The sequence below is a fragment of the Janthinobacterium sp. GW458P genome (assembly GCF_002127585.1).
In the GTDB taxonomy this organism is placed as follows: Bacteria; Pseudomonadota; Gammaproteobacteria; order Burkholderiales; family Burkholderiaceae_D; genus Janthinobacterium.
In genome coordinates, this window is record NZ_NEGZ01000033.1 from 1 (window position 1) to 25,861 (window position 25,861).

The following is a 25,861-nucleotide window of genomic DNA, read 5'->3' on the forward strand; positions in this document are numbered from 1 at the left end:
CGGCGGCTGGCGCAGCGCGCGTTCGGCCTGCACGCCGCGCATCTGGCGCGGACCGCGCGTCGGGCGTGCTTCGGCCGGCTTGTCAGCGACAGCTTCCGGCGCAGCTTGCGCCTCGGCAACGGCGGCCTTGGCGGCGGCGCGGGCGCGCGGCGGACGAGGCGCAGGGGCGCTGGCAACTTCGGCAACCGCCTCGGCAGCCGCTTCGGCGGCATCGGCGACAGCCTTCAGGGCCGGCTTGGCGCGGGTTTTCTTGACGGCTGGCGCAGCTTCTACAGCAGAATCGGCAGCGGCGACGGGCGCGTCGGCGGCCACGTCGGCTTTCGTGCGGCGCTTCGGCTTGGCGGCGACAGCGTCGCCAGCAGTGCCTGCAGCCGCCGCGTCGGCTTCGATCTGGGCCTTGGTGCGGCGCTTGGGCTTGGCAACGATGGCTTCGTCGCTGGCGGTTACTGTCTCGGGTGTGTTCGGATTATTCATTGTTCGTTTCTTGGCTGTGCTGACCTGGCGCAGCGTCAACCGTTAGTTCTGGCGCAGGGTCGTGAGTGTAGGCTTCGTCCATGGGCGAAGCATCGGGGCCGGCATCAAGGCTTGCTGTCACATCTGTCACAGCCGTATTGCTACCTGCACCAAGCTGGGGGGCAAGCTCATTGCTTGCCTTGTCAAAATTTTCCTGCAGGGCCGCTTCCAGGGCTTCGAGCCCATTGCCCTGCATTTCGCTGATTTGCTGCAAAGGCGGCAGCTGGGACAGCGAATGCAAACCCAGGTCATCCAAAAATTGCTTGGTGGTGGCCAGCAAGGCCGGCCGTCCCACCACGTCGCGGTAGCCGATGGCATCGACCCAGCCGCGGTCTTCGAGCATCTTGATCGTCTGCGAATTGACGGCAACGCCGCGAATCTCCTCGATATCGCCGCGCGTCACCGGCTGGCGGTAGGCGATGATGGCCAGGGTTTCCAGGGTCGCCCGCGAATACTTGGGCGGCCGCTCGGGCGTCAGGCGATCCAGATACATCTTCATTTCCGGCCGGCTTTGAAAGCGCCAGCCCGAGGCGAGGCTGACGATCTCGATGCCGCGCCCCTCCCACTCATCGCGCAACTCTTCCAGCAGTTGCTTGATCGTGTCGGCGCCAACGCCGACGCCGCGCACGCGACCGTTCTCGTCCGCATCGACGAACAGCTTTTTCAGGCTGTGGATCGTCAGCGACTCACGAGCGCACAGCAACGCGGTTTCGAGGACTTTTTTAGCCTCAATTGTATTCATAGCAATTCTGTGCGGATGTGTGTTGCAATTCGTATGCAGAGAAAGAAATCAAAACGTTCATTTCAACGTAACGGATGGCAGACATCGGTGACGACGCCATGCTGGTGTTACAAGTTGAGGCTGTTTTTCCGACGCCTTGGCCGATGCGCGCAAAGCGGGACTGATGCGGATGCAGTGAAAGTCCTGCGATCCATGGTGCTGGCCTTAAATAACCAGCAATGAAACGATATCCGGAGCAGCTGCTTCTCCCGTGGCGGCGGACCAGCCAGACAGGTGAGCGACAGTCGTCGTTTCATCCAACGATGCCAATTGTACCTGATAAAAAGAGGAAAAGCGCAAAACCGGGCAAAACACGCGTTTTACCCGGTCCTGTAGCGACACATCGCCCTGCCTGCGCATCACAGGGAGGCGAGTTTCTCCGAGAGAATGGCCGATGCCCCCAGGAAAGCTGGGTATTGGGCCGTAATCACGAAAGTCGGCACTTGCGACACATAATTGGCAAAACGCCCCTTGCGCTCGAAGCGGGCGCGGAAACCGGAGCGGTCGAAGCGCTGGCCCAGGCGCGGCACGATGCCGCCGCCTATATAGATACCGCCCAGGGCGCCCAGGGTGACGGCGACGTTGCCCGCCACGGTGCCCAGCATGCAGCAGAACGCTTCGATGACGTCGTCGCACAGCGGGCATTCGCCGGCCAGCGCGCGGCGCGTGATTTCCGCCGCCGGCAAGGCTTCGGCCGGCACGCCCGCGCGGTCGGCCAGGGCGCGGTAGATCAGTTCCAGGCCATCGCCGGAAATCAGGCGCTCGGCCGAGACGTGTTCGTATTCGCGCCAGGCAAATTGCAGGATGCTCACTTCCGTTTCATTGAACGGCGCAAAGCTGACATGGCCGCCTTCGCTTTGCAGGGCGATCCAGCCGCCGTGCGACGGGATCAGGCCCGACACGCCCAGGCCCGTGCCCGCGCCGATCAGGCCGATGGCCGTGTTCGGACGGGCCGTGCCCGCGCCCACCTGGTGCTTTTGCTCGCTCGACAGCTGCGGCAAGGCGCGCGCCAGGGCCGTGAAATCGTTGACCACGTCCAGGGTCGTGAAGCCGCACTCTTCGCGCATGGCGCGGATCGAGAACGACCAGTGGTGGTTCGTCATGCTGAGGAAATCGCCGTCGACGGGGTTGGCGATGGCGATCATGGCATGGCGCACGGCTTGCCCGCCTGCGGCCGCCACGTGCGGCAGGGCCAGGTAGGCTTGCAGGGCGGCGGACAGGCTCGGGTAATCGGCACAGGGCAACACTTCCACCAGGGTGATGTGGCCGGCGGCCACTTCCAGGGCGAAACGGGCATTGGTGCCGCCCACGTCGGCCAGCAGGCGCGGTCCATCGGCGAAGGCGGAAGTCGGCAGTACGGGAGAAGACGAAGCGCTCATGATTTTAAATGATGAAGTGGGACGCATGGGACGCCAAGCTTAAAGGATGAATGCGCCCGGAGGCAAGCAAAGTTTGTAGTTTAAGTACATCAAAACAAGCCTTTATTGGTAGTTCCACTCCAAATGCAACAGGCAAGGCTAAAGTTGCTCGCAAACAATTATTTATAGTAAGTACTTGCACTCAGCAGGCACGCGAGAAGCATGCTGCATAGCAGCAGGAATCGCCCGAAAAGAAGAGTATGCCGCAGTTTGCGCAAAGCCGCTTTGTAAGGGGCGGCACAGGCGTGGCGCTGCCGTCCCGATGGCACGGCGACGGTGTTTTCGTATTATTACTACCGGTTTTTTACTGATCAGGAAGGCAAGCCTTCGCCCAGCAGGCTGGCGGGCGAAGGCTGGTCCGAGCGGTAGGCGGCGTTCCATGCGTCAAGGCCGCCATGCAGGGGCTTGGCGCGGTGAAAGCCGTGCTGGTGCAGCAGCTTGGCCACCTGCGCGGCCGTGACGTCGTTGGGACAGCTGCAATACACGATGATGTGGCGGTCCTTGTCCATGGCGATCATGGCAGGCACCGGTTCCTTGCCATTGAAGAACAARGCGCCCGGCACGGCCGGCTCCAGCGCCTGCGCCGTGGCGCTGCGCGCGTCGACCATCAGCGGCTCCTCGCCCAGCTCTATGAGTTCGAGCAATTCATCGATGCCGATGCGCTCGATCTGCAGGGCCTGGCGGAAGCGCCGGCGCTCCAGGTATTTATACAGCAGGAACAGGCCCAGCAAGGTGGCCAGCATCAGCAAGGCCGTGCTGCCCATGGTGCTGAGCAAGTCCAGCACCTGCTGCACGCTGGAATGGAAAATCACGCCGACGACGATGCCCGTGCCGCTCCACAGCAAGGCGCCCAGGCCCGCATACAGGAAGAACAGGCGCGGCGGCGTGCCCAGCGCGCCCGACATGGGCGCGGCCACCGTATTGAATCCCGGCACGAACTTGGAAACGATCAGGGCTTTCGGGCCCCAGCGCTTGAACTTGTCTTCCGTCTGGCTGACGCAGTAATCGGGCGACAGCGAGATGCGGCACAGCAGGCGCAGGATGCGCTTGCCGAAATGGCGGCCCGCGCGAAACCACGTAAAGTCGCTGATCAGGCAGGCGCCCAAGGCGGCGGCCAGCACCAGCCCCCCGTTCATGTCGCCATCGACGGCCAGCGCCCCCGCCACCACGAGGATGGGAAAGGCGGGAATCGGCAGGCCGAGCTGCTCCACCAGCACGATGCCGAAGACAATCAGGACACCGTAATGTTCGAGCAGGTAAATGAGGTTGGGCATGGCCGCTATCTTACCGTAAAAATGCCCCTACACCTGGACGCCCTTCGGTATGGCGCTCAGTAGGGTGCGCGTGTACGGATGCACGGGATTGCGGTACAGTTCGTCCGAATCGGCCAGCTCCACCACCTGTCCCTTGTGCATCACCATCACCTGGTCGGCGATGTATTTGACGACGGACAAATCGTGTGAGATGAAGATATACGACAATCCAAATTCATCCTGCAAGTCCTGCAACAGGTTCAGTACCTGCGCCTGCACCGACACGTCCAGCGCCGAGACGGACTCGTCGCAGACCAGAATTTCCGGCTGCATGGTCAGGCAGCGGGCAATGGCGATGCGCTGGCGTTGGCCGCCGGAAAACTCGTGCGGGTAGCGGTGAAAAGCCTGTTCCGGCAAGCCGACTTTATCGAGCAGCCAGTAGGCCTTGGCGATGCGTTCCTTGTCATCGGCGCCGATTTTGTGGATGCGCATCGGTTCGAGCAAAATCTGCCCCACCGTAAAGCGGGGATTCAAGGAGGCGTACGGATTCTGGAAGATGATCTGGATGCGGCGCTTGTACGGCAAATACTCCTTGTCCGGCATGGCAATCAGGTCCTTGCCGTGGAACATGGCCGTGCCGCCCGTGGCCTGATGCAGGCGCAGCAGGGTCAGGCCCACCGTCGTCTTGCCGGAACCGGATTCGCCCACCACGCCCAGCGTTTTTCCGCGTGGCAAGGTAAACGATACATCCTTGACGGCCTGGAATTCGCGCTTGCCGAACAGGCCCTCGCGCGTATAAAAGCTTTTACTGAGGTTGTTGACCACCAGCACGGGTTCGTCGCCCGGCGTGTAGCCGCGCGTGCGCTGTTTCATTTCGATACCGGGGCCCGCCTTGCCGTCCATGTAATCAGCGATCACCGGCAGGCGCCACGGGCGCTCGTCCAGCGAAGGGCGACAATGTAGCAATGCTTTGGTATACGGGTCTTGGGGGCTGTCGAACACTTGCCGCACCTCGCCCGTCTCGCGCACTTCGCCGTGGCGCATGACGATCACCTGGTCGGCGATCTCGCCCACCAGGCCCAGGTCGTGGGTAATGAAGAGCACGGACATCTGGTGCTTCTTTTGCAGCGCCGCGATCAGGTCCATGATCTGCTTCTGGATCGTCACGTCCAGCGCCGTCGTCGGTTCGTCCGCGATCAGCAGTTTCGGTTCGCAGGCAATCGCCATGGCGATCATCACGCGCTGCTGCTGGCCGCCCGACATCTGGCTCGGGTAGGCGTCGATCTTGGTGGCGGGGTCGGGTATGCCCACTTCTTCCAGCAGCGCCAAGGTGCGCGCGCGCGCCTGCTTGCGGTTCATGCCCATGTGCTGGCGCAACACTTCGGCGATCTGAAAGCCGACGGTAAACACGGGATTCAGCGACGACATCGGCTCCTGGAAGATCATCGAGATATCCTTGCCGCACATGGTGCGCCGCTCGGCGATCGACAATTTGAGTAAATCTCGCCCGCCAAAATGGATGCTCGATTGCTTGTCGATGATGGTGTTATCCGGAGGCAACAAGCCCATCACGGCCAGCGAGCTGACGGACTTGCCGCTGCCCGACTCGCCCACCAGGGCGACGGTGCTGTTGCGCGGCACGTTGAACGAGATGCCCTTGACGGCTTCGAACGTGGTCTTCTTGTCCAGGCGGAAGGTGACGCGCAGGTCGCGCACTTCCAACAGGTTATTCTGGTCCATGAGCAACTCCTATTTCACTTTGGGGTCGAGCGCATCGCGCAAGGCATCGGTAAACAGCGAGAACGCCGTCACCAGCACGGCCATCGCCGTGGCGGCGGCCGTCAGCTGCCACCATTTGCCCAGGATCAGTTCATTTTGTGCCTCGTTGAGCATGCTTCCCCACGAAACGGTGCCCACCGGCACGCCAAAGCCGAGAAAACTCAATATCACTTCCGCCTTGATGAAGCCCACGACCAGAATCGACATTTGCACCAGAGCAACGTGACTGACGTTCGGGAAGATGTGCGAAAACATCTTGCGCCAGTGCGAGGCGCCGATGGCGTCGGCCGCCATCACGTATTCGCGCGCCTTGTGCTTGATGTATTCGGCGCGGATCAGGCGGTACGGCCCCGTCCAGCCCGTCAAGCCGAGGATCAGCACGATGGTCAGCACGCCCTTCTGCTGCAGCACGGCCGCGACCGTCAAGATCATCAGAATCGATGGAATTGAGGTAAAAATGCTGTAGAACCAGTTAAAAAAGTCATCGACGATGCCGCCGAAGTAGCCGGACACGGCGCCGAACAGGGTGCCCAGCACCACGGCCAGCAAGGCCGCCACCAGGCCGACGACGATCGACGTTTCGCCGCCCTTGATGGTTTTCTGGATAATGTCGTGGCCCCACTTGTCGGCGCCGAACGGCAAGGTCGCCGCCTTGTGCGCGATCAGCTTCTTCGTCTTGCCCATGCCGGCGCGCAAGGCCGTCAAGTCCTCGGCCAGCGGGTCGGTGACGCCGTACATCTCCACGCCGGCAGAGGGGTTGCTGCCCATCTGCGCGCGCAGTTCCGCAATATCGTCGGCCAGCGGGTCGAGCACGTTGACCGGTGTCGGCGCGCTGCGCTCGTCGGACTGGGGAATGGCGCCGTCGACTGGCGCGTCGTTGTCGGCGCCGACAAAGGTGGGCGGCGCATAGCTGACGGCCACTTCGTCTTCCCAGTTCGCCGCCACCAGGCCGCTGGCCGAGGCCAGCACCAGCAGGAAAAAGGCGCCGACCACGGCCAGCGATACCATTGCAATCTTGTCGCCGCGCAAACGGCGCCACGCCAGGGCCCACAGGCCGGGCGATGTATGAGGTTTCGACATCGTCTCTTTCTACTTCAGTTGTACGCGAGGATCGACCGCCTGGTACAGCAGGTCGGTGAGCAGGTTGAAGAGCATGGTGGCGGCGGCAACATACACGGTGATCGCCTTGATCACCGGAAAGTCGCTGCGCTCGACGGCCAGGATCACTTCACGCCCGATGCCGGGGATGCCGAAGAAGCGCTCGAGCAGGAAAGCGCCGATCAGCAAGGCCGGCAAGTTCGACATCACATAGGTAATGATGGGAATGGCGGCATTGCGCAGCACGTGCACCCACATGATGCGGCCTTCCTTCAAGCCCTTGGCGCGCGCCGTGCGCACGTAATCCTGGTTGGCCTCGTCCAGCACGAAGGTGCGGAACAGGCGCAGGGTCGGCGCGATCGACACGGCCAGGCCGATCAGAATCGGCAGGGTCGAATAGCGCAAGAGGTTTTCCCAGAAGCTGTCGCCCCAGCCCTGCACGGGGAACAGGCCCAGCTTGTAGGCGAAGCCGTACTGGAAAACGATAATGTAGACGAGGATGGAAATCGACATGCCCACCGTGCAGGCGATCATCACCATGCGGTCCGTCAGCGAGCCGCGGACAAACGCGATGGCCAGCGCCAGCGCCACGCCGAAAAACGTTTCGAGCACGGTCAGCGGGATCAAGACCATCATCGACGGGCCCAGGCGCGAGGTGATGATGTGCGACACGGTTTCGCCCGTGGCCCAGCTTTGACCGAAATCAAAGGTGACGATCTGCTTGATGAAGATCCACAGCTGTACATAGTATGGCTGGTCGACGCCGAGCTGGCGGCGGATGTTGGCGATGCTTTCCGCACTGGACATCTTGCCGGCCAGGATGTAGGCAGGGTCGCCGCCCACCCAGTTAAACAAGATAAACACCAGCAGGACCACGCCCAGCATGGTGGGCAGCATCTGCCACAGGCGGCGCAGGATATAAGCAAACATAATGATTCCTTGTTTTTATAAGCGTCGCTTATTTATTCGCCGAGGCCGCAGGGGCTGGCGCCACTGGCGCGCCCGTGCTGTCGATATCCATATACGCCCATTCCTGGAACAGGATGGGGTGTTTCTTGTAGCCCAGCACCGACTTTTGCGCCAGCATGTTGCGGTAGCGCGCATAGCCGATCAGGGCGCCCGCATTGACTTCCAGGCGGCGCGCCATCTTGTGGAACAGCTCGTCGCGCTCGGGGCTGGCCGGCATGGCCTGGCTGGCCGCGTACCATTTGTCGTACTCGGGGTCCTGGTAACAGCCGTTGTTGTTCTGGTGCGTGTTCGGGCCATAGAACAGCTGCATGAAGTTGTCGCCGTCCGGATAGTCGGCCAGCCACGGCGCCGTGCGCGTCTGCATCTTGCACTGCTTTTCCGTCTTCAAAATGTCGGAAAAGATCATGCGGTCGTTTTCCATGCGGATGCCCAGCGAGTTGTACGTCTTGCGCCACATTTCCGCCTGCAGCACGCCATTGGCTTCGTTGCGCGAAGCGTAGCGGATCAGCAGCGGCTTGCCGTCCGGCAAGGTACGCCAGCCGTCGGCGCCCTTCTTGTAGCCGAACTTGTCCAGCAATTTGTTTGCCAGCACGGGATCGTATTGCAGCAGGGATTTATAGTGCGGGTCATAGCCGACGACACCAGGCGGTATCGGATAGTCGAGGCGCTTGGCCTGGCCATTCCAGATGATGCGGATTTCCTCGTCGATATTGTGCGCCATGGCAATGGCGCGGCGCAGGGCGATCTTTTCCTTGCTGAAGCCGCCCAGGGTCGGATCTTCCATGTTCCAGTAGTAATAGCTGATTTCCGGGTCCAGCAAGCGCGACAGTTGCACGCCCTTCTCCGCCAGCTCGGGCCGCAGTTTGCCGTTCAGCAATGCCTTCGGCGCCAGCGGGCCGTCGAGCCAGAACACGTCCGTGCCGCCGCTCTGGAAGGACAGCCAGCGCGACTGGTCTTCGATCATCACGGAAATTTCGATGCGGTCGATGGCGGGAATGCGTTTACCCTGCATCTGGCGCACGATGCGCTGGTCGTCCGGGTCGTCGCCGGCCATGAAGTTCCACGTTTCCGGCAAGTGCTGCGGGTTGCGGTTGAGGACGATGCGGTTGCCGCGCGTCCATTCACCGAGTGTGTAGTAGCCGGTGCCGACGGGATTCGAGCCCACTTCGCCCTTCACGTCGCCGTATTTGTCCACCACTTCGCGCGCCACGGCGGCCGTCGGCACGTAGGCGAGGATCATGGGGAAATTGAAATCGGTCTTGGTCAGCGTGATGCGCAGGGTGTAGGGGTCGAGGATTTCCAGGCCGGCCACCTTCTTGCCGTAATCGAGCTTGTTCGACTTGGCCGCCTCCTTGGCCAGCTCGTCCAGGCCCACCACCTTGCCTTCGAACAGCCAGCTGTGCGGCGACGCCAGGCGCGGGTCGAACAGCCGCTTCCACGAATACACGTAGTCGGCCATCGTCAGTTCGCGGCGCTTGCCGCCAAACGCGGCGTCGGGCGTGTACAGGATGCCTTTTTTCAGGCGGATGGTGTAGGTCTTGCCGTCGGCGGACACTTCCGGCATGGCGGCCGCCGCGCCGGGCACCACCTTCACGGGGCGCGCCAGGTAGTCATAGGTGTACAGGGTGTCGAAGACGGCCTGCGTGATGTGGTTCGAATACAGGTCGCGCGCGGTGGCCGGGTCAAAACCCGTCTCGGCGGCCGGCAGGATATAGCGCAAGGTTTTGACCGGCGCGGCCGCGGGGCCAGCGTCAACGGCAGTGGCGGCCAGCGGCAGGGCGGCCAGGCAGGCGAGCAGCGCCACGCGCCGCATCCATGGTGACTTCATGTAATACCCTTCATCTCGATTATCCGTCGCACCGTATTGGTGCGCTTGTACTGGCTTCCTCCTGGGGTACAGGAGTCCACCGCCAAAACCAGTCCATCCTCGCAAGATCTATGCCTTGTTAGCAGCCAGCCGCGCCTGTGCTTTGACGTGCTGGAAAACGCGTAACGATAACGCATATTTTGCATGCCGGGCGAAAAGCCGCAGCACTTCTGGCGTGCGCAGCAACAAGCACCCGCGCCACCTGAGAAATTTTCCGCACCGCAACATAGCGGCGCCGATGCCACGCAAAAGCGCATTGGTAGAAACCCTTACGTCCACGAATGAGCGCATTTTTTAGCGGCGGGAGGAAAACGCATAGCGCAGCGCAACATTGAAATAATTACCAATATGAAAACATCGCAACATTATAAAAAACACTGTTGTTTCCATGCTGAAAGTCCAGATGTGCGCGTTGACAAGGCTTCTCGGCAAATGATCTTATCGGTTGCGGCCACACAAAATGTGCCGGAGTACCCACAGCGATTGCCGACGCAGCAATCTTATTCAGACTAGCGACGTTGTGCCTTAAAACGGCCAACCTGGCTTTTTTCGGAGTTTCGAGAATGATGATGGAAACAGTTATATCCCGCTCCGTACGCCTGATTTTTTCGGGTAGCGTAGCAGCGCTCAGCCTTGGCATGATGGCTGCGCCGGCAATGGCGCAGGACGCCAATGTGCAGCGCGTGGAAATTACAGGATCGAGCATCAAACGGGCCACGGCCGAGACCGCATCGCCGGTACAGCTCATCACCCGGGACGACCTGATGAAATCGGGCAAGGCCACCGTCGCCGAATACCTGCAAACCCTCACCGCGGATGGCGCCGGCTCCCTGCCGACGGGCTTCGGCAACGGTTTTGCCGCCGGTTCGACCGCCATCTCGCTGCGCGGCCTGGGCGCCACCTCGACCCTGGTCTTGCTCAATGGCCGCCGCATGGCGCCGTTCGCGCGCGCCGATGACGGCCAGAAGAGCTTTACCGACCTGTCCACAGTGCCGATGCAGATCGTCGAGCGCATCGAAATCCTCAAGGACGGCGCTTCGTCGACCTACGGCGCGGACGCCATCGCCGGCGTCGTCAACATCATCCTGCGCAAGGACTTCGAAGGCCTGACCCTGAAAGCCGACACGGGCATGTCCGGCGACCGCGACGCCAAACAGCACCGCGCCTCGCTGACCTTCGGCAAGGGCAACCTGGATACGGACAAATTCAACGTCGTCGTCAATGCCGAGTACAGCAAATCGGACATGCTGATGAACAGTGACCGCGCCGGCCGCAAATGGATAGGCAAGGCCGACCTGCGTCCGTACGGCTATGCGATCAACACCCAGTTCGCCGGCGGCTACATCAACAGCAACAACGACGCCAATCCCTCGCCGACGGGCCTGATCCGCGACCCCGTCACCAACAACTATGTGTCCCTGCCCGGCTGCTCCAACTTGTCCGTGTCTTCACCGCAAGATCCGAAAGGCGGCTGCCTGTGGCACCATGACCAGTTCCGCTCGATGCAGCCGAAGATCGAATCGATCAACCTGTACACGCGCGGCACCTGGCAAGTCAATGCCGATACCCAGGTGTATGCGGAAGCGGGCTACTCGAAACGCGATACGGCCTTCACCATGATCCCGCCATCGGTCACGCCCACCGTCGCCTTCCCGCCGAACGCCGGCAACAAGGCCGGTGTCATCAACTACGCCAGCGGCACCGGCACCAGCATCGTGCTGGCGGCCAACCATCCGCAAAATCCCTATGGCGTGCCGGTGCGCGTGCGCTACCAGGCTTTCGACGTCGGCCCCAGCACGCGCCAGGCCAACAACGAGTTCAACCGCATCGTGCTCGGCGTCAAGGGCAATGCCATGGGCTGGGACTACGATGCCGGCTACACGCATTCGGAATCGAAACTGCACCTCGATTACAGCAACATGCTGAACATGGCCGTCGTCAGGGATGCCCTGGGCGATTCCAGCCCACAGAGCAAATATTTCCCCTACTACATCGGTGCACAGGCAAGCAAGAATCCCGCCTCGCTGTACGCGGCCATGGTCACCAACGCCACTTCCGATTCGACGACCAAACTCGACATTATCGACGTCAAGGCGACGCGCGAGCTGATGCAGTTGCCAGGCGGCGCCCTGGGCCTGGCCGTGGGCGCGGAACACCGTCGCGACAAGCTCGACAATCCTTCGCTGTCGGGCACGCAAGACGGCTCCATCAACGCCAGTTACGTGGCGGCCAAGGGCGACAGCAAGGTCTCGGCCGTGTTCCTGGAAGTGCTGGCGCCCGTCATCAAGACGGTGGAACTGTCGGGCGCCCTGCGTTACGACAAATACGACCGTTTCTCGTCGACCACGCCGAAACTGGGCGCCAAATGGACGCCGCTGAAAACCTTCGCCGTGCGCGGCACGTACTCGGAAGGCTTCCGCGCGCCGGGCCCGGCCGAAAGCAATGCCGATTCGCAATCAACGGGCACCTCGACCGTGACCGACCCCGTGCGCTGCCCGGGCGGCACCCGTTTGCCGGGCGCCAATGCCAGCGACTGCGAACTGCAGGTGGCGGCCGTCAAGGTAGGCGACCCGAGCCTCAAGCCGGAAAAGTCCAAGGGCTACACCCTGGGCATCGTGTGGGATCCGTTCAACGATACCAGCCTGTCGCTCGATGGCTGGAAAATCAAGCGCGAAAACGAGATCAATCCGCTGCCGTACAACGAAGCGGCCGCCCTGCCGACGGCCATCCGTTCCGACAACAACCTGACCATCAATGGCGTGGTGGTGCCGAACACGGGCACCTTGCTGATCACCAAGGCGCCGTACCGCAACTCCAGCTACACGGAGATCAAGGGTATCGACCTGGACGTCAAGCAGCGCGTGCGCCTGGGCGAATACGGCCGCGCCACGTTCGGCCTGACGTGGACGCATATCGCCTCGTGGGTGCGCGCCGAATCGGCCGCCGTGCGCTACCAGTTCGCCGGCACGCACGGCAATTGCGATACGTCAAACTGCGCCGGCACGCCGAAGGACAAGATCAATCTGACCGGCTCGTGGGACCTGGGCAACTGGAACGTCAGCGGCGTTGTGAACTACCGTTCGGACATGAAAAATATCAAGTTTGAGGGCGACCCGTGCGCCTCCAAGCTGGCCAACGGCACGCCGGCGCCGAACGGCTGCAAGCTGGCCTCGTTCACCACGCTCGACCTGTCGACCCGCTGGAACGTCAGCAAGCAGCTGCAGCTGTTTGCCTCGATCAACAACGTGACCGACAAGATCGCGCCGCTCGACCCCCTGACCTACGGCGGCATGAGCTACAACCCGATGGACGCCAGCGGCGCCATCGGCCGCTACTTCAAACTGGGCGCCAGCTACAAGTTCTTCTAAGCCGACACCCGCATCCTGACGCCAGGCGGTGAGCAATCACCGCCTTTTTTTTCGTCGGCGACTGTGGCCCAACGTCGCTCATCCGCACGTCTATTGCGCCAGCGCAAACCTGACCTCCCGCCCGCCTGTAAAACTCCCTTGCAGGCCATTTGGCCGTGACCACGCCACAGGAGTGTCAGATGACGCACACCCGCAGTCCCTCCCCTACCTTGCGCCTGCTGTGCGCAGCCCTGCTCGGCGCGTATGGCCATGCGGCCATGGCGCAGGATACCGGCGCCGCCGGCGCGCCGCCCGCCATGCAGCGGGTCGAAGTCACCGGTTCCTCCATCAAGCGCCTCGTGTCGGAAACGGCCACGCCGCTGTCCGTCTTCAAGGCCGAAGATTTTGCCAAACAGGGCCTGACGACGGCCCAGGAAGTACTCAGCAAGATACCCGCGAATGCCTCCAGCATGGGCAGCGGCAATGCCGTCGGCGGCAACACCAGCGGCTTGCCCACGGGCGGCCAGGCCAGCGCCGACCTGCGCGGCCTGGGCGGTGACAAGACCCTGGTGCTGCTCAATGGCCGGCGCATCGCCAACCACCCGTATGACGGCGCCAGCGTCGACCTGAACATCATCCCCATCGCCGCCCTGGAGCGCGTCGAAGTGCTGCGCGACGGCGCCTCGGCCATCTACGGCACGGACGCCATCGGCGGCGTCATCAACTTCATCACCAAGCGCTCCGTCAACGTCACGAACATCACGGCCGAAGTCATCGCTCCCCAGCACAAGGGCGCGGGCGAGCACCGCCTCAACCTGTCGACGGGCTTCGGCAAGCTCGACGCGGATGGCTACAATCTGTTCGGCGTGCTCGACTACCACAAGCAAAATATGCTGACTTCGCAAGACCGCGACTTCTCGGCAACCGGCATCATCCCCTCGCGCGGCCTGTCCATTACCAGCGGCACTACCTTCCCTGGCAACTATTTTGATGCGGCAGCCAACGGCGGCAAGGGCCTGGCCGGCAATCCGTATGCGGCCAGCGGCTGCCTGCCGCCGCTGTCGGTGCCGGCCGTGCCGGCGAACGGCACCTGCCGCCAGGACTACACGCGGCAGATCGACGACTTGCCGGCGCAGGAGCAAGTCGCCTTCTTCGGCAAGGGCGCTTTCAAACTGGGCGGCGGCCACCTGGCCACCGTGGAATACCTGCATTCGGAAAACAAGGTCAAGGCACGCACGGCGCCGCCGCCGCAAACGGGATTGATCTTGCCCAATACCAGCAAATACTATCCGGGCAATGCGGGCGGCGTGCCGGCCCAGCCGGGGCTGTCGGGGCAGCCCCTGAGCGTCAACTGGCGCCCCGTGGAGGCGGGCCAGCGACAGATCGATTCCGACGGCAAGGCCGACCGCCAGGTGCTGGCGCTGGAGGGGGAGCTGGCGGGCTGGGATTACAAGACTGGGCTGAGTCATGCCATCAGCAAATCGTCGGAAAAATTTACCAACGGTTACGTGCAGGACGCCTCGTTTGCCGCCGGCGTGCTCAACGGCGTCCTGAACCCGTTTGGCGAGCAGGATGCGGCCGGCAAGACCTACCTGGCCAGCACGGCGCTGCGCGGCGAAGTCCAGAACGCCAGGGTCACCACCACGGGTTTCGACGTCAAGGGCAGCCGCGACCTGACGCAGCTGGCCGGCGGCCCGCTGGCCATCGCTTTGGGCGGCGAAGTACGGCGCGAAAAGGCCGACTTCAACGTGAACCGCGACATCGCCGGCCAGGCTGCCAGTTCCGGCCTGTCCGGTTCGCTCTCGAAGAGCGGCGGGCGCACGATCCAGGCCGTCTTCGGCGAAGTCAACTTGCCGCTGATCAAGGACCTGGAAGTGCAGCTGGCGGCCCGCTTCGACCATTACAGCGACGTGGGCAGCACCACCAATCCGAAGCTGGCCCTGCGCTACCAGGCCAGCAGCGCGCTGGTGCTGCGCGGCTCGGCCAGCACGGGCTTCCGCGCCCCGACCCTGTTTGAAAAGAACGCGCCGCCATCGAAGAATGATACCAACGATACCTACAACGACCCCATCCTGTGCCCGGGCGGCGTGCCCCAGCCGGGCGCCAATCCCCTGCGCGACTGCGACCTGCAGCAGTTCAAGCTGCAAGGCGGCAACGAGAAGCTGAAACCGGAAAAATCCACCACGTTTGCCGTGGGCGTGGTGCTCGAACCGGTCAAGGAAGTCACCGTCGCCATCGACTACTGGAACATCCATTTGAAGGACAAGATTTCTTCCCTGCCCGAACAATCGATCTACGGCAACTACGAGAAATACAAGGCCTTGTTCCTGCGCAATCCCGACGGTTCGCCATTCGCCATTCTCGACATGAACGACAACATCGGCGAAGTGAAGACGGACGGCATCGACGTCAGCCTGAATGCCCGCCTGGGACGCGGCGCCTACGGCGACTTCAGCGTGTCGGCGGACGGCACCTGGACCCACAAGTACGACTACCAGAACGAGCGCGACGGCCCGTTCATCGCCAACGTGGGCCGCTATGCGGACAACAATCCCGTGTTCCGCTGGAAGCATACGGCCGCGCTGAACTGGCGCATGGGCAACTGGGGCGCCACCGTGTCGCAATCGTTCAAGTCCGGCTATACGGACCAGAACAATGTTGCTGACCAATACAAGCACGATGTGCCGTCATACAGCCTGCTCAATGTGTCGGGCAGCTACGCATGGAAGGGCCTGCTGCTGACGGCCGGCGTGAAGAACCTGCTGGACAAGGAGCCGCCGTTCTCGAACCAGGGCACCTTGTTCCAGAAAGGCTATGACCCACGCTACACGGACCCGGTCGGGCGCGCCTGGTACTTGCGCGGCAGCTATACGTTTTAAGGGGGGTTTTCAGATCACTAGATAAAACAGGCAGCGCTGGCAACAGCGTGCCAGCAACAGAAGAGCGGCGCCATCAGCGATGATGTGCGCCGTTTTATTTTACGCATCTGAGCACGGCTGACAAGGGTCCACGATATTTTATTCCTGAAGCAATGCAAAAAAAATAGCAATATGTTGCATTTCGTCCAAAAAGTCTGCACGAAATTGACAATCTGAATCATGAATGTTTTGATGAGGGCCCGGAAAATTTACAGAATTTTCATTGGTGGATTTTCAAAAAGGCAAATAAATTGTTGGTAAGCAACAAGTTATTTCAAAATAATTGCCGCCTTTATCACAATAACAAGGAATTTCAGATGATGATAGAAAATGTAATATCGCGGTCGCTGCGCCTGATGTTTACTGGCAGTTTGGCCCTGGGCATGCACGCCGCGTACGCACAAGAAACAACAGAGGGCACCATGCAGCGCGTGGAAGTCACGGGTTCGAGCATCAAGCGCCTGGCATCGGAGACAGCGCTGCCGATCACCTCGATCAAGGCTGACGATTTCGCCAAGCAAGGCTTGACGACGGCGCAGGAAGTCCTGTCCACCATTTCCATGAATCAGAGCTCGCAAAGCAGCTCGCAATCGGTCGGTTCGGGAACGGGCGGCCAGTCCGTCGCCGACCTGCGCGGCATCGGCGGCGACAAGACCCTGGTCCTGCTGAACGGCCGCCGTATCGCCAGCCACCCGTTCAACGGTTCGTCCGTCGACCTGAACATCATCCCAATTTCTGCCCTGGAACGTGTCGAAGTGCTGCGTGACGGCGCCTCCGCGATCTACGGCACGGACGCCATCGGCGGCGTGATCAACTTCATCACCAAGCGTTCCGTCAAAGGCGGTTCCGTCACGGTCGAACATTACGAGCCACAGAAAGCGGGCGGCGGCGACGAGTCGCGCCTGAACCTGTCCGGCGGCTATGGCGACCTGAACAAAGATGGCTTCAACGTCTTCGGCGTTGTCGACGTGCATCGCCAGTCGGCGCTGAGCACGGCCGACCGTTCCTTCTCGAAGAGCGGCTACATCCCGAGCAAGGGCGTGGATAACCTGAGCGGCACCACCTTCCCGGCCAACTTCTACGATACGGGCAATGGCCTGATCGGTAACCCGGCCTTCGCCGGCGGTTGCGTGGGCGAGAACCTGTACAAGAATACCTCGGGCAAGAGCACGTGCGCCATGGATGTCACGCCATTCATCCAGGCCATTCCGAAAACCCAGCAGGAATCCTTCCTGGGCAAAGCCAGCTTCAAGCTGAACCAGGATCACCTGGCCACCATCGAATACCTGCACTCGCGCAGCACCAACGAAGCACGCATCTCGCCGCCGCCGATGTCGAACATCGGCATCCTCATGTCGTCGAGCTCGCCTTACTACCCAGGCGGCAGCGGCGGCGTGCCGGCCGTGGCAGGCCTGTCGGGCGAGCCGCTGGACATCAGCTGGCGTCCAGTGGCGTCGGGCCAGCGCAGCGGCTTCGACACCAGCACCTCGGACCGCCTGGTACTGGCTTCCGAAGGCGTTCTGGGCGCATGGGACTACAACGTCGGCCTGAGCTACTCCGTCAGCAAGGCCACCAGCGCCTTCACGGGCGGCTACCTGAATGACCAGCGCATCATCGACGGCATTGGCAATGGCATCCTGAACCCGTTCGGCGAACAGAGCACCGCCGGCGCGGCATACCTGAAGGATTCCGTCCTGAAAGGCGAGTACCTGAGCGCGAAGATGACCAGTACCGCGGTCGACGCGAAGATCAGCCGCGAGCTGTTCAACTTGCCGGCTGGCGCCGTCGGTTTCGCCGTCGGTACGGAATTCCGCAACGACAAGGCGGAATACAACGTGAACCGCGACCTGGCCGGCCAGGCATCGAGCTCCGGCTACGCCGAAGCGCAGAACCAGTCGGGCAGCCGCAACATCTCCGCCATCTTCTCGGAACTGAGCATTCCTGTCGTGAAAGACCTGGAACTGTCGCTGGCAGCCCGTTATGACCACTACAACGACGTCGGCGGCAGCTTCAACCCGAAAGTCGGCGTACGCTGGCAGCCAACGAGCCAGGTGCTGCTGCGCAGCTCCTACAACACAGGTTTCCGCGCGCCAACGCTGTATGATCTGCATGGTCCGCAAACCAAGACCTTCACGGCCAACAAGTACGACGATCCACGCCTGTGCCCAGGCGGCGTACCAATTCCTGGCGCCAACAGCAACGTGGCCTGCGGCGCGCAGCAATACATCCGTTCGGGCGGCAATCCGGACGTCGGCCCGGAAAAATCGAAAACCTTCAGCGCCGGTATCGTCATCGAGCCAACCAAATCGCTGACCGTCTCGCTCGATTACTTCCAGATCAAGCTGCGCGACAAGATCGGCACCGTGGCCGAACAGACCCTGTTCGACAACTATGCCAAGTATCAAAGCAACTTCATCTACACCGCTGACGGCAAGCTCGATTACGTGCTCGCCACCCTGGGCAACCTGGGCGAAATGCACACCTCGGGCATCGACCTGGGCCTGAACTGGAAATTGCCACGCAGCCAGTATGGCAACTTCACGTTCAACTTCGATGGCACCTGGGTGCAGAAGTATGAGTACCAGAACGAACGCGGCGGCGAATTCTTGCAAAACGTGGGCGTGTATGGCGACAAGGCACCAGTATTCCGCTGGAGACATAATGCATCGCTGCAATGGAATCTGGACAAATGGAACGCCACGCTGTCGAACAAGTACATGAGCGGCTACCGCGACCAGAACTATGTCGATCCGCAATTCGAGCAAAGCGTCAAGGCTTACTCGGTATGGTCGCTGTCGGGCGCGTACTCGGGCTTCAAGAACACCGAAGTCACCGTGGGCGTGAAAAACCTGCTGAACGAAGATCCACCGTTCAGTAACCAGATCGGCACCTTCCAGTCTGGCTACGATCCGCGTTACGCCGATCCGCTGGGCCGTACTTTCTACGTGCGCGCCACGTACAAGTTCTAAGCCCGATAGGCGCTGAAAACTGAAAAGCCCGGAAAGCTTAGCTTTCCGGGCTTTTTTTCATGCTGCGCGCCACCCTATTCCGCGTCGCCCTGCAAGCGGCGCTGCTTCACGGCCGCCGCCAGGTTTTCCAGCACGGCCACGCTGGCGCTCCAGTCGATGCAGCCGTCCGTGACGGATTGGCCATAGATCAATTCCTTGCCCGGGATCAAATCCTGGCGCCCTGCCACCAGGTGCGACTCCACCATCACGCCAACGATGCGGCCATCGCCGCCCGCCACCTGGCTGGCGATGTCGGCGCACACGGGGATCTGGTTTTCCGGTTTTTTCGAGCTGTTCGCGTGCGAGGCGTCGATCATCAGGCGCGCCGCCAGGCCCTGCGCCGCGATGGCCTTGCAGGCCTCGTCCACGCTGGCCGCGTCATAGTTCGGCGTTTTGCCGCCGCGCAAGATGATATGGCAATCCTCGTTGCCGTTGGTCGACACGATGGCCGAATGGCCGCCCTTCGTGACGGAGAGGAAATGGTGCGGCTGCGAAGCGGCCTTGATGGCTTCCACGGCAATTTTGACATTGCCATCCGTGCCATTCTTGAAGCCGACCGGGCACGACAGTCCCGATGCCAGCTCGCGGTGCACCTGCGATTCCGTCGTGCGCGCGCCGATGGCGCCCCAGCTGATCAGGTCGGCGATGTATTGCGGGCTGATCACGTCGAGGAACTCGGTGCCGGCCGGCAAGCCCAGCTCATTGATATCGCGCAACAGTTCGCGCGCCATGCGCAAGCCGTCGTTGATGCGGAAGCTGTTGTCCATGTACGGATCGTTGATCAGGCCCTTCCAGCCCACCGTGGTGCGCGGCTTCTCGAAGTAGACGCGCATGACGATTTCCAGTTCGCCCGCAAAACGCGCGCGTTCCTTGACCAGCAGGCGCGCATATTCCATGGCCGCCTTGGTGTCGTGGATCGAGCAAGGCCCGATCACCACCATCAGGCGGTCATCCTGGCCGTGCAGGATGCGATGCAGGGCGATACGGGCGCTGGCGGCGGTCTGTTCGGCTTGCTCCGAGCAGGCAAATTCGCGGATCAGGTGGGACGGCGGAGTCAATTCCTTCATTTCGCGAATACGCAAATCATCTGTGCGGGGCATCATTTTCTCCAAAATTTAAGGAAGGGTAAAACATCTGGGTAAAAAAAAACCGCCATCAGTGGCGGTTTTTCAGAATTTGCTGGGATCTCGTTTTGCTGCTACGTGAACCGACCGCTACTCCACCGCCTTTGGGTTGGAATTGCTAAAGTAAAAATACGCGGTAAAAAAGTGGCGAGCGAACATGCGATTCATCCGTAAGTGATGAACGACTATAAACCTAAATTGCAAGGGTTGGCAAGCATATTTGTCGGCAAAGCCGCATGCCGCTGCCGTTTTACACTGCAAAGTGGGGAAAAAAGCATAAAAAGTTGCGCGCCGTTTATCCCGCAAGCGTGCGCCAGCGCTGTGTCCGTCGTGGCGCACGCGCCACGCAAGCCCCTTTGCGGCGGCGGCAAGCGACACACTACTGATCAAGATCTAATCCCGGGCAGACCGGACGGACAAGACTCAAGAGTGCATCGACGACCTTTGTGTGCTTGACCTTTCCGGAGAACAACATGACCCCTAGACCTTCCTTACACCCCGCCGCCTTTGCGCCGCCACGCCTGGGCCTGGCCCTGGCGGGCGCACTGCTGAGCCTGCCCGTGCTGGCGCAGGACGCCGCCCCGATTGCCCGCGTGGAAATCACCGGCTCCAACATCCGCCGCGCGCAGGCGGAAACGGCATCGGCCGTGCAAACCCTGAACGCGGCCGACATTGAAAAATCGGGCAAGTCCAGCGTGGCCGAACTGCTGCAGACCCTGGCCGTCGACAACCAGGGCTCCGTCCCCACCACCTTCGGCAACGGCTTTGCCGCCGGTGCTTCCGGCGTGTCGCTGCGCGGCTTGGGCACGGCCTCGACCCTGGTGCTGCTCAATGGCCGCCGCGTGGCGCCGTACGGCCTGGCCGACGACGGCCAGAAGGTGTTCGCCGACCTGAACATCATTCCCCTGGAAGCGGTGGAACGGGTGGAAATCCTCAAGGATGGCGCCTCGGCCATCTACGGCTCGGACGCCATCGCCGGCGTGGTCAACGTGATCCTGCGGCGCGACTACCAGGGCACGGCCATCAAGGGCAACTACGGCAAGACCAAGGACTGGGACGGGCGCGACGCGCGCGCGGCCATCACGCATGGCTTCGGCAACATCGACAGCGACCGCTACAACGTGCTGCTGAACCTCGAATACAGCGAAAAGGCCGCCATCTGGAACCGCGACCGGGCCGGACGGGGCGCCGTCGGCCGCAGCGACTTGCGCGACCTGGGTTTCAGCGCGCAGGAGTCCCTGAGCGGCGCCGGCGCCATCACCACCAACAACGCGGCCGGCAGCGCCGTCAACGGCAACGTGCGCAACCCCGACACGCTCGACTACTACAACCGCGGCAACCTGGCCGGCGTGGGTTTTACGCGCACCTTTCCCGGCGCCGCCTGCGGCAACTTCACCAGCCATCCGCAAGGCGACCCGGGCGGCGGCTGCCTGACCGATGCAGCGCAGCAATACGGCCAGATCCAGCCCAAGCAAAAAAACATCAACTTCTTTGGCCGCGGCGCGTGGCAGCTGACGCCGGCCCTGCAGACGTACGCCGAGCTGAATCTGTATCACAGTGAATCGAACTCGGCCACCACGCCATCGACCGTCAGCGGCTCGGTGGGTTTCCCTGGCGGTCCCGTCAGCAACGCCGGCGTGGCGCTGGGCGCCGAGCATCCGGACAACCCGTATTTCGGCACGGCGGCGCGGCTGCGCTACCTGGCGGCCGATGTGGGGCCGCGCCTGTCCGAGGTCGATTCCACCTTCACGCGTTTTGTCGCCGGCATCAAGGGCACCGTGGCGGGCTGGGATATCGACAGCGCGCTGCTGTACTCGCAAAACAAGGTTTCGAACAAGCTCGACGGCTACCTGCAGCGCGACGTGGCCTTCGCCCTGCTCAACCCCACCGCCGCCAATGTGGCGGCCGCCAGCGCAAATCCCGCCTATGCCGCCCTGCCCGCCGGCAGCCTGTGGCGCATCGCGGAAAACGCCAGCCTCAATTCAGCGGCCCTGTACGCGGCCCTGTCGCCGCGCATCTCCAACGACGCCAGGACGCACATTGCGCAGATCGACTTCAAGGCCAACCGCGAAATGGGCAAGCTCGAGGGCGGCGCACTGGGCGTGGCCGTGGGCGTCGAACTGCGCCACGAAGCGACGGAACTCAAGCCCACCACGGGCACGGAGCGGGGCAATATCATCGGCCTCGGCTACTCGGCCTACAAGGGCAGCCGCGACGCCTCGGCCATTTATGCGGAAGTGCTGGCGCCCGTGCTGAAGACCCTGGAACTGTCGGGCGCCCTGCGCGCCGACCATTTCACCGACGTGGGCAACTCCTACACGCCGAAAGTGGGCGTGAAATGGACGCCCGTGCGCGAACTGGCCCTGCGCGGCACCTTCGCCAAGGGTTTCCGCGCCCCCAGCGCGGCGGAAAACGGCGTCGGCGGCCTGGCCGCATTTTCCACCGCCAGCGATCCCCTGCGCTGTGCGCTGGGCGTGGAAGCGGCCTGCGATCCCGCGCCGATCGCCGTCATCACCTCGCCCAATCCGCGCCTCTCGCCCGAGCGCTCGCGCAGCTATTCCGTGGGCGCCGTGTGGGACCCGCTGCCGCGCACCAGCATTTCCCTTGATCTGTGGCAAATCCGTCGCAAGAATGAAATCAACCAGGAGCAAACGGACGCGGCCATTGCTGCCGGCAGCGTGGCGCGCGACCCGTCGACGGCCACCGCCATCCCCGGCGATCCGGGCGCCATCACGGCCGTGCTGGCCAGCTATGTGAATTCCGCGCAAACGACGGTGCGCGGCCTCGACGTCGACGCCCGCCAGCGCTTCAACCTGGGCAGCGACTATGGCAACCTGGTGTTCGACCTGAAGTGGACGCATTTGTACAAATGGCTGCGCACGGAACAGGATGGCACGCAGCGCGATTTTGCCGGCACGCATGGCAATTGCGATGTATCAAACTGCATGGGCACGCCGGCCGACCGCATCAACCTGGGCGCCACCTGGGAGCGCCAGAACTGGCGCGTGTCGCTCAACGTCAACTACCGCGCCCACCTCGACAACGTGCTGTTCAAGCATGACCCGGACGGCTGCGCCACGCACTTTGCCGACGGCACGGACGCGCCGCGTGGCTGCCGCATCGCTTCGTTCACCTCGATGGACCTGACGGCCCGCTGGCTGGCCACGCCCAAGCTGGAAGTATTTGCTACAGTGCAAAATCTGTTCGACAAGATCGCCCCGCTCGACCCGCTCACGTATGGTGCGACGGGCTACAACCCGCTCGATTACGCGGGCGCGGCGGGGCGCTTCATCAGTGCGGGGGTGAAATACAAATTCTGAGAAATCCAGCAGCTTTGTCGGCACGGCCGCTGGTCTTGGCGTGCTGGTGGTGTCGGGTTACGCGCTTTGCGCTAACCCGACCTAGGCGAGCGCCTTCTTAGAAAAAAGTAGGTCGGATGAGCCCTGAGGGCGTCATCCGACAATCGCGTTGGCCTCACAGTGCCCAAAAAATCAGGCCGTGCCGCCGACCGTGATGCCATCAAGGCGCAAGGTCGGCTGCCCCACGCCCACGGGCACGCTTTGTCCCTCCTTGCCGCACACGCCCACGCCCGAATCGAGGCGCATGTCGTTGCCGATCATGGAGACGCGGTTGAGCACGTCCGGGCCATTGCCGATCAGGGTCGCGCCCTTCACCGGGTAACTGAGCCTGCCATTTTCGATCATGTACGCCTCGCTGGCCGAGAAGACGAACTTGCCGTTGGTAATGTCGACCTGGCCGCCGCCGAAGTTGACGGCATACAAGCCATTTTTCACGGAAGCAAGAATTTCACCCGGGTCCCTGTCGCCGCCCAGCATATACGTGTTCGTCATGCGCGGCATGGGCAGGTGGGCGAACGATTCGCGGCGCGCATTGCCCGTCACGGGCATCTTCATCAGGCGCGCATTCATGGTGTCCTGGATGTAACCCTTGAGAATACCGTCCTCGATCAGGGTCGTGCACTGCGTGGGGTTGCCCTCGTCATCGATATTCAGCGAGCCGCGGCGGCCCGCCAGGGTGCCGTCGTCGACCACGGTGACGCCCCTGGCGGCCACGCGCTCGCCGATGCGCCCCGAAAACGCGGACGAGCCCTTGCGGTTGAAATCGCCCTCCAGGCCGTGGCCGATGGCTTCATGCAGCAGGATGCCGGGCCAGCCCGGCCCCAGCACGATGGTCATGGGGCCGGCCGGCGCCGGGCGCGCTTCCAGGTTGACCAGCGCCGAATTGACGGCGTCCGCCGCATATTGTTCCAGCACGGCATCGCTGAAATAGTCATAGCTGAAACGCCCGCCGCCGCCGGCCGAGCCCGTTTCGCGGCGGCCGTTCTGCTCGGCGATGACCGTCACCGACACGCGCACCAGCGGACGGATGTCGGCCGCCAGCACGCCGTCGCTGCGCAGCACCAGCACCACGTCGTATTCGCCGGCCAGGCCCGCCATCACCTGCACCACGCGCGGATCTTTCGCGCGGGCCATCTTTTCCACGCGTTCGAGCAATTGCACCTTGGCCGTGGCGTCCAGCGAGGCGAGCGGGTCATCGGGCAGGTACAGCGAGCGCCCGCCCTGCGCAAGCGTCCGGCCCGCCACCTTGACCTTGCCGGCGCCCATGCGCGCGATGCTGCGCGTGGCGGCCGCCGCTTCCAGCAGGGCCCGCTCTGAAATATCGTCGGAATAGGCAAAGGCCGTCTTGTCGCCGGACACGGCGCGCACGCCTACGCCCTGGTCGATGGAAAAACTGCCGGTCTTGACGATGCCCTCTTCCAGGCTCCAGCCTTCGCTCCTGGTCGACTGGAAGTACAGATCGGCATAATCGACCTTGTGCGTAAACATCGTGCCCAGCGCTTTCAACAGCTTGTCTTCGTCCAGGCCGAACGGCGTGAGCAGGATGTCGCGCGCCACGGCCAGGCTGGACAGATTGGGTTCAAATGGAATCATGGCTATCTTTTCTCAACATTCAATTTACATCGTCCGATGGCTTAGCGCTGGCAGCGATTCGCGCACGCCGGCCAAAAACACCAGGTCGATCCCGCCGCTGACCACGCCCTCGCCTTCGGGCAGCACGGCCTTCACTTCGCCCCAGGGGTCGATCAGCATGCTGTGGCCCCAGGTGCGGCGGCCGTTCGGATGCAGGCCGCCCTGCGCCGAGGCCAGCACATAGCACTGGTTTTCGATGGCGCGCGCGCGCAGCAGCACTTCCCAGTGGGCGCTGCCCGTCGTGTGGGTAAACGCGGCCGGCACGACGATCAATGCGCAATCGCCCATGGCGCGGTACAGTTCCGGGAAGCGCAAGTCGTAGCAGACGGACAGGCCGACGCGGCCGAACGGCGTCTCGATGGCGCGCACTTGCGCACCCGCCACGATGGTGCGCGATTCATTGTAGGATTCGGCGCCGCGCGTAAAGCCGAACAGGTGGATCTTGTCGTAGCGGCCGGCCGGCTGGCCTTGCGGGTCGTACACGAGCGTGGTGTTGAGCACTTTGCCTTCCTGGTCAGAGCTCAGGGGCAAGGTGCCGCCGATCAGCCAGATGCCGTGCTGGCGCGCCATCCGCGCCATGCCATCCTGGATGGGGCCGCTTCCGGGCTGTTCCGCGTGGGCCAGCTTGTCCGTTTCCTGCCTGCCCATGATGGCCCAGTATTCGGGCAACACAACCAGTTCGGCCCCGCCGGCGGCCGCCTGCGCCACCAGGCGCTGCGCCGTGGCCAGGTTGTCCGCCACGGAAGGCGAGGAAATCATTTGTATTGCTGCAACTGTATGCATCATTTCACCTCT

General features: G+C 62.5%; 14 protein-coding genes and 1 pseudogene. 4 read left to right on the plus strand and 11 right to left on the minus strand.

Features of this window, described 5'->3' with window-relative positions; translation table 11 throughout:
* The 8 genes and pseudogenes from CBW50_RS17980 to CBW50_RS18015 form a co-directional block, all read right to left on the minus strand.
* Nucleotides 1-474 (minus strand): annotated as a pseudogene (locus CBW50_RS17980) (23S rRNA pseudouridylate synthase B); the annotation flags it as partial.
* On the minus strand, nucleotides 467-1,255 hold the full coding sequence (scpB, locus tag CBW50_RS17985; protein ID WP_086146826.1) for an SMC-Scp complex subunit ScpB: 789 nt from the start codon (nucleotides 1,253-1,255) through the stop codon (nucleotides 467-469). The pseudogene CBW50_RS17980 and the gene scpB, both read right to left, overlap by 8 nt.
* Nucleotides 1,256-1,653: 398 nt before the next feature.
* Nucleotides 1,654-2,673 (minus strand): glucokinase, encoded by a 1,020-nt coding sequence (locus CBW50_RS17990; protein ID WP_086146827.1) that lies wholly within the window; start codon nucleotides 2,671-2,673, stop codon nucleotides 1,654-1,656.
* 350 nt (nucleotides 2,674-3,023) lie between these two features.
* Nucleotides 3,024-3,986 (minus strand): VTT domain-containing protein, encoded by a 963-nt coding sequence (locus CBW50_RS17995; protein ID WP_086146828.1) that lies wholly within the window; start codon nucleotides 3,984-3,986, stop codon nucleotides 3,024-3,026.
* Nucleotides 3,987-4,013: 27 nt separating this feature from the next.
* The gene (locus CBW50_RS18000) at nucleotides 4,014-5,705 is read right to left on the minus strand and encodes an ABC transporter ATP-binding protein (protein WP_086146829.1); all 1,692 of its coding nucleotides are present in this window, start codon (nucleotides 5,703-5,705) and stop codon (nucleotides 4,014-4,016) included.
* 9 nt (nucleotides 5,706-5,714) lie between these two features.
* Nucleotides 5,715-6,824 carry an ABC transporter permease gene (locus CBW50_RS18005; protein ID WP_086146830.1) on the minus strand — a complete coding sequence of 370 codons (1,110 nt, stop codon included), beginning with the start codon at nucleotides 6,822-6,824 and terminating at the stop codon, nucleotides 5,715-5,717.
* Nucleotides 6,825-6,833: 9 nt separating this feature from the next.
* Entirely contained in the window at nucleotides 6,834-7,772 is a 939-nt protein-coding gene (locus tag CBW50_RS18010; RefSeq protein ID WP_076569117.1) for an ABC transporter permease, read from the minus strand.
* A gap of 28 nt (nucleotides 7,773-7,800) precedes the next feature.
* Nucleotides 7,801-9,639, minus strand: coding sequence for an ABC transporter substrate-binding protein (locus CBW50_RS18015; protein WP_226936066.1), 1,839 nt, complete (start codon nucleotides 9,637-9,639; stop codon nucleotides 7,801-7,803).
* A 677-nt stretch (nucleotides 9,640-10,316) separates the two neighbouring features.
* Between CBW50_RS18015 and CBW50_RS18020 the strand changes: the two genes are divergently transcribed.
* From CBW50_RS18020 to CBW50_RS18030, 3 genes are all read left to right on the plus strand, one after another.
* The gene (locus tag CBW50_RS18020; RefSeq protein ID WP_226936064.1) at nucleotides 10,317-13,046 is read left to right on the plus strand and encodes a TonB-dependent receptor; all 2,730 of its coding nucleotides are present in this window, start codon (nucleotides 10,317-10,319) and stop codon (nucleotides 13,044-13,046) included.
* 179 nt (nucleotides 13,047-13,225) lie between these two features.
* A complete protein-coding gene (locus CBW50_RS18025; protein ID WP_086146832.1) occupies nucleotides 13,226-15,904 on the plus strand; it encodes a TonB-dependent receptor in 2,679 nt (892 codons plus the stop codon).
* A gap of 356 nt (nucleotides 15,905-16,260) precedes the next feature.
* A complete protein-coding gene (locus CBW50_RS18030) occupies nucleotides 16,261-18,912 on the plus strand; it encodes a TonB-dependent receptor (RefSeq protein ID WP_172404802.1) in 2,652 nt (883 codons plus the stop codon).
* A 74-nt stretch (nucleotides 18,913-18,986) separates the two neighbouring features.
* Here CBW50_RS18030 and aroG read toward each other — a convergent pair whose 3' ends face one another.
* Nucleotides 18,987-20,051 carry a 3-deoxy-7-phosphoheptulonate synthase AroG gene (aroG, locus tag CBW50_RS18035; RefSeq protein WP_086146852.1) on the minus strand — a complete coding sequence of 355 codons (1,065 nt, stop codon included), beginning with the start codon at nucleotides 20,049-20,051 and terminating at the stop codon, nucleotides 18,987-18,989.
* 497 nt (nucleotides 20,052-20,548) lie between these two features.
* Between aroG and CBW50_RS18040 the strand changes: the two genes are divergently transcribed.
* Nucleotides 20,549-23,395 (plus strand): TonB-dependent receptor, encoded by a 2,847-nt coding sequence (locus tag CBW50_RS18040; RefSeq protein WP_086146833.1) that lies wholly within the window; start codon nucleotides 20,549-20,551, stop codon nucleotides 23,393-23,395.
* 171 nt (nucleotides 23,396-23,566) lie between these two features.
* Here CBW50_RS18040 and tldD read toward each other — a convergent pair whose 3' ends face one another.
* A complete protein-coding gene (gene tldD / locus CBW50_RS18045; protein ID WP_086146834.1) occupies nucleotides 23,567-25,027 on the minus strand; it encodes a metalloprotease TldD in 1,461 nt (486 codons plus the stop codon).
* 24 nt (nucleotides 25,028-25,051) lie between these two features.
* On the minus strand, nucleotides 25,052-25,852 hold the full coding sequence (locus tag CBW50_RS18050; protein ID WP_086146835.1) for a carbon-nitrogen hydrolase family protein: 801 nt from the start codon (nucleotides 25,850-25,852) through the stop codon (nucleotides 25,052-25,054).
* Nucleotides 25,853-25,861: the final 9 nt, after the last annotated feature.